The organism is Candidatus Brocadia sapporoensis, assembly GCF_001753675.2.
Lineage (GTDB): Bacteria > Planctomycetota > Brocadiia > Brocadiales > Brocadiaceae > Brocadia > Brocadia sapporoensis.
In genome coordinates this window covers 1-5,954 of record NZ_MJUW02000010.1, presented here as the reverse complement: position 1 = coordinate 5,954, position 5,954 = coordinate 1, and the positions used below count along the sequence as shown (strand labels likewise).

Annotated in this window: 4 protein-coding genes and 1 pseudogene; 4 read left to right on the top strand and 1 reads right to left on the bottom strand. The window is 42.2% G+C overall.

Features of this window, described 5'->3' with window-relative positions; translation table 11 throughout:
* Window positions 1–373: 373 nt before the first annotated feature.
* Both BIY37_RS14170 and BIY37_RS00205 read left to right on the top strand, forming a co-directional pair.
* Window positions 374–667, top strand: coding sequence for a DUF7718 family protein (locus BIY37_RS14170; RefSeq protein ID WP_420886174.1), 294 nt, complete (start codon window positions 374–376; stop codon window positions 665–667).
* Entirely contained in the window at window positions 664–879 is a 216-nt protein-coding gene (locus BIY37_RS00205; RefSeq protein ID WP_070065839.1) for a DUF5647 family protein, read from the top strand. The genes BIY37_RS14170 and BIY37_RS00205 overlap by 4 nt, the downstream gene beginning before the upstream one ends.
* A 593-nt stretch (window positions 880–1,472) precedes the next feature.
* On the opposite strand, the gene BIY37_RS00200 is transcribed toward BIY37_RS00205, so the two are convergent.
* On the bottom strand, window positions 1,473–2,705 hold the full coding sequence (locus tag BIY37_RS00200) for a hypothetical protein (protein WP_070065838.1): 1,233 nt from the start codon (window positions 2,703–2,705) through the stop codon (window positions 1,473–1,475).
* Between the two features lie 914 nt (window positions 2,706–3,619).
* On the opposite strand from BIY37_RS00200, the pseudogene BIY37_RS00195 reads away from it, so the two are divergent.
* Both BIY37_RS00195 and BIY37_RS00190 read left to right on the top strand, forming a co-directional pair.
* Window positions 3,620–5,013, top strand: a pseudogene (locus tag BIY37_RS00195) (IS1634 family transposase).
* Window positions 5,013–5,429, top strand: coding sequence for a group II intron maturase-specific domain-containing protein (locus BIY37_RS00190; protein ID WP_261340820.1), 417 nt, complete (start codon window positions 5,013–5,015; stop codon window positions 5,427–5,429). Before BIY37_RS00195 ends, BIY37_RS00190 begins: the two are co-directional and overlap by 1 nt.
* Window positions 5,430–5,954: the final 525 nt, after the last annotated feature.

The window sequence follows — 5,954 nt, the reverse complement described above, 5'->3', positions numbered from 1 at the left end:
TCAATATTTTGTTCACTCATAGTGTTTGTGAGCGAAAGTACGCTGAATAGTTACAGGGATTTAATGAATAAATGTCCCATTGATCGGGAGATTGACTGGCATCCCTGAGTGAGTTTAAGTTCCTTAGCCAAGATCAAAAATTGTGACAAATTCATTTTAACAGTACGCCGCAGGATAAATAGTACGCAAATAAGAACGGAACAAAATTTATAATGATTCAGTACATTCCGGAGGGCAAGTATATTCTATAATCAAGGTCTGACATTTATGAGCTTTTTTATGCTATCCGTAGTATATTTAAACGGTGAAATGTTAATTAATGCTCTGCACGAAGTCGCTGACAGGATATGGGAAGCAAAGAATTTACTAAAGAATTAAGTCTGGATGGGGAAGACAGATTAAGGATAAAATTGAGGTTGAAAAAGGTAAGGTAAAAGACATCGTTGCCCAGTATAAATCAAAAATACAGGATAAGTGGTATCCTATTGTAAGATACGATTACTCACATGGTTTTTTCCACCGTGATATACTGAACTCAAAAGGAGAAAAAACAAAGCAGATAATTCAGATACAAAATTTGAAGGATGCTTTAACCTATGCAGAGCAGGACATAAAAAACCGATGGGAATGGTATAAAGAAAGATTCAAAAAGGGGATGAAAGAATGACTAAAAAAGAGTATGCAGAAAGAAACATTGGAATGACCTTTGATTTTATAAGACAAATAATTGACCATCCTGAGATTATTGATACTATTCCAGATAATGCCGAACTTGACTTTATAGATAAAAATATGCCTATTAAGACGAAAGGGCGCGGCGGAAAGAGAAATATCGTGCGATATAAGGTCGAACGCGCATTTGAACTGGTGAAAGAATAAGCTGCAACCTTCCGGTTTTGTTGAGGGGATAGATGGCAAAAATTGAATCTTTTCCTACAAATGGAAATCGTTGAGAAAAAATGGAGACACCAAGACGTCCAAATGTAAATTTTGAACCTTAATTTAATTTTAAGATGCGACCCTCGACCTTCCTCAAAAATATCAATACTTAATATTTAAGATGTGACCCCATTCGTTCCCATTCGTTCCCCATTTTCATGGTGACTGGCAGATTATAATAGCAGTTTACAGGAACAAATCAATACAAAATCATTTACATGAAAAAATACATCTAAACTAATAAAGTTTATTAAGAATCCACAAGAAATTGCAGATAATAGCTAAACAATTCCTATGTTAAACAGAGAAAAACATTGCGAAAGGTTTAATTGGGCACGATAACGGAAATGGTTCGAATGCTATTCTATCTGTTTGCACTGTTTCGGCTAAGAATTCTGGGTGTGTGCAGAGAATCACTGAAAGCACGGAGACATTATCGAACCTCACCCTCACGCTGGACTCGATCGTACGGCAATTCAAGATTTGAGATGGTGTGATAGATATTTTGCTTTTTCGTGATTAATGGCTGAATTTTACTTGGTTTCTAAACCCTTAAGAGCATCATATTCTTCATGGAGAAATTTAATGTGAGGGAATGCTTTTTCTGCAGCTGCCAAAAATTCTTCGTTTTGGAGCGATTCATAGCTAACATTTTTGAAAATAACTTCCGCCTTCATTTCTTTTAGGTAGTCTTCTGCAGTTCCGAATGACTTCATGATTGTGTCATGCACGCGCTTTTTCACCATTTCTTCAGTTGGGTTTGCGCCCATATCTTTTTTCCACCCTGGAGGCAGGTTAGATTTCAAGGACGGTGTAATCTGCTTTGTTAATGAATCAGCGTTCTTTTTGATGATTGCTGAAAGTTTTTCATTAATACCCTTTTGATAATCTTCGACGAGCTTTTTCAAATTTTTTATGTCTTCATTCAACTCATCCTTATTTTCTCTCAAGACTACTTTGCCGTAACCGTCAATATTACACAACCAGTTGTCTTCTATTTTCTTACGAAACTTTTTTATCTTGTTTTCGTTTACTTCGGTTTCTTTACCAGTCATCTCATCACCATTTATAAGCTGAAATGTGCTTCTAATTCTGTTTCTCAGGTCTTCGTCACCCGCTAAACCCATCAATTCAGAGGGGATTGTTACCTTGTGTCGAGAGAGGAAACATCCTTCTACCTTTAACTCCACGAACTCAAATCGTGAATTAAAAACTCTTACCTTTCTTGCAACATCAAATTTCTGTGGTGGGTTTTTTTTAAGATCTTTGATAACTTCGGTAATTTTGTCGCTTTTCAATTTATCTAAGCCGATAGATTGTTCGGCTTCTCTTTTTTCACCAAAACCAACATCTTTAAGCACGTCGGAAGGAACAGGTTCGAGAATAATGCCGTTTGGTCTTATACTCGATTCAGTACCCGATTCGATAAGCAATGGTGTTGGTGCAAAAAAGCAAACCCGTGAATCAGAAATTAGAATACCTATTCGAAGGCCTTCTTGATGGCACACTAAACGGCCACCACCCAATTTTTTTGCAGTACTATCTAATAGCTGTACTGCTTCCGCAGTGCCATAGCCCAACCGGCATATATCTGAGCTGATATCAAGTATTATACGAAATTCGTTTGTGTCAAAATTTGCCCATTTTTCCGCTAGAATGTTTGCAATTGCTTGGGAAATACCAGGAGCAACATAGGCAACCCTATACTTTGCTTCCGATAAAAAAGTTTTTATATACTCGTCATCAACTTTAATTATACTTTTCATAATATCCCTCGTTTGCCGAATTTGTTAAAATATTTATATACGAAAATTCATTTTTAGCAAATGATCTGTAGTCACCAGAAGGTAACACCGTAACACAGTATGTCAAGTGTATGAGAATGGTTATTGCCTGGTGTAAAAAAAGAGGGTTGCATTATAGAAAGGTGTAGGGAAATGAGTGGATGATAGAAAATGTTTTTTTTCATTATGATAACAGTAAAACAAAAATGAAGAAGAATGCAAGCTTTTTAAAATTCTTTTCAGTTATACTTTAAAGGCTAACAAATTATGAATTATTAAATGGTTGAAAATTGATGTCAATTTATCAAGCTGTTTCTCATTTTTCTGCACGCACCCTCAAAGATGCCTCACTGATTTACGAAGCACGGATGGCTTGATAGGGGGTGTAGGAAAGAAAAGAGGAAAGATGTAACAGTTTAGTCCCTATTTCATCCGCCAGCCATCGTGCTATCAGCTCGAGTTGTTATACAGTGCAGCCTGAGCTGTTGCTGTATCCGCGGTGAGGAGAGTTTGCAAGAATTCTCTCGGATGGATGCCCTGTCTTCTGGCAGTTTGCACCAGACTGAAAAAAGAAAGAAAAAGAAAAGGGTCACATCTTAAATATTAAGCAATCGTCTCCGATTGAACCGAAACGTTTGGCATTTTTCACCATGGTGCTTGTTCAAAACATACCGTATGGTGCAAAACATCTGGTTCAATCTACAAGATTGAACCAGCATAGTGATTCCCGGCATAACCTTGCTAACCCGACTTTCGCAATTCGCACCCAAAAAAGGTTGTTTTTGGGCATAAATCCCCGTGAAACCCTTGATTTTAAAGGGGTGAGTATGTAAAAACGGCTTGTAGTGCCGACCTACCCTCTTGACGTCTTCACGGTGGCGTGCGAAAATGTTGGCATGTTTTTACGAGAAAAAACACGGACAAAAGACGGGAAAACCCACCGTTACTGGAGCGTAGTAGAGAACCGCCGGGTCAGCGGAGGAAGAGTGGTGCAACGGCAGGTACTCTATTTGGGAGAACTCAATGACAATCAACGGGCTGGGTGGGTTCGGACGATAGAGGTGGTGTCGGGCAAAGAACACCAGCCAGGACAACTGGCATTATTTCCGGATGACCGGGAAGCCATGCCGGTACCGGATGGTGAGACAGTTCGGGTGAGGTTGGATAAAATAGAGCTGCGCCATCCACGTGAGTGGGGAGCAAGTTGGTTGGGATTGTATGTATGGGACATGCTGGAACTGGACGCATTCTGGAGGAAGCGTCTGCCGTTAAGCCGGAAGGGAACAAACTGGCTGAATATGCTGAAGGCGCTTGTCTGTTACCGGCTGATCGATCTGGGAAGCGAATTTCGTTTCCATCGTGAGTGGTATGTGCGGAGCGCACCAGGCAATCTGCTGAGCGAGGATTATTCCCTGGCGCAGAAGGACAAGGCGTATCGTTGTCTGGATTTGTTGCTTGAGCATCGGGACGAGTTGTTTGACTAGTTAAAAGAGAAGTGGGGCAAGCTCTTTGAGGCGAAGTATGATGTGTTGCTGTATGATTTGACGAGTACGTATTTTGAAAGTGACCCGCCTCCGGCTGGATTTTTCGGTAAGAAACGGTTTGGGTATAGCCGGGACAAGCGATCGGATTGCGTTCAGGTGGTAGTGGCATTGGTGTTGACGCCGGAAGGATTTCCCGTGGCCTACGAAGTGTATCCGGGCAATACCAGGGATAGCGCGACATTGGGGGAATTTCTGAATCGGATCGAAAAGCGGTATGGGAAATTCCGTCGCACGTGGCTCATGGACCACGGTATTCCAACGGAGGAGGTGTTGGAGAAGATGCGTGAGCGAGGGTTGATTATTTGGTTGGAACGCCGAAGGGACATTTGATGCGTGTAGAAAAACCGCTGCCGGAAAAGTCGTGGATTGAGGCGAGGGAGAACGTCCGCGTGAAAATTCTTCAGCAGGAATCGGAGTTTTACGTTTACGTGGAAAGCCAGTACCGGGTGTCTAAGGAGCGTTCCATGCGCCGGCGCAGACTCAGACGTTTGTGGGCGGGTTTGTGCGAACTGCGCAATCTTGCGCGTGGGAGGGCTGGCGGGCTGACGTCTGAAGCGATTTTGGAAAAACTGTCAAGCATTCAAATGATAGATGTTCATTTACCGACCACGGATGGCCGTCATATTGTCATGAGCCGTTATACCCAGCCGGAAAAGGATGTTGCTCTCCTTTTGGCACAATTGGGACTGACGCTTCCAGAACAACCGCCACCCAAGGTTTACGCATCCGGACAGGTCGGTCTGTAGTGCCGACCTTTTTACAAGACCCATTGATTTTCCTGGCTCAGCGGGTTGTATACCCCTCGAATTGCGAAAGTCGGGTTAGCAAGACGCCCCGTGAGAAGAAACGACAGGAAATCGGAAAGAAGATAAAGATGGCGCTCAAGGCAAACTGGAACAAGCCATTTAAAGGAGTGATACAAACAGTCAATGCAATAATCAGGGGCTGGGTGAATTACTTCAGGATAGGCAATAGCAACAGCGCCTTCAACAAAGTCAGGAGTTATATAGAGATGAAGGTGAGAAAGTTTGTCATGCGCAGAACGAAACTGAAAGGCTTTGGCTGGAAGTGGTGGAGTAGGGAAGAGATATACGGAAAATGGGGTTTGTTCAATGACTACCGGATACGGTATGTTTACCCGAAAGCAAATCCAAGCCGATAGGTGTATATGCCTTGTTGCGAAGAGCACAGGAAAGCCGTATGAGGGAAAACCGTTCGGCTGAGCTCACGACGAAGCCTCACGTACGGTTTGATGAGAAGATGCTGGAAATAGGGTATGGTTGAGATAGTGTGACACTCTCAGAGGAAACGGAGAGAAACGGGGAACACAAACCTCAGCCTGTAGCCACTACGCCAGTGTTTTACTCTACATTAAAATGCCCTTTCAAAGCATTCGAGCCTTTTTGCCTTTTTGTTCCTTTTGCTTTTTTAGCAATTGGTGCCGTATGGCAATCAGTCCACAACAAACGCAATCCAGCGACTATTGCCTAACGAAAGAGGTAACTTTGAAGATTTTCAACGGCAGTCTGTTCCAGAGGCTGTAACACTCGTTTGCCTATATAATTTCGTGTGCTATACCGCTCTGCGAAAGCAGAAATATTCGTAAGCCGGAAATAGAGAGACATCTCGGTTCGAAGTTAAATGATTTCACTTAACGACAGTGATTAACGAGGCGCTCAACCGGACG

Excerpts from the sequence above, each read along its gene's own strand:
- BIY37_RS00205 (WP_070065839.1), top strand. The coding sequence starts at position 664 with ATGACTAAAAAAGAGTATGCAGAAAGAAACATTGGAATGACCTTTGAT.
- BIY37_RS00200 (WP_070065838.1), bottom strand. The coding sequence starts at position 2,705 with ATGAAAAGTATAATTAAAGTTGATGACGAGTATATAAAAACTTTTTTA.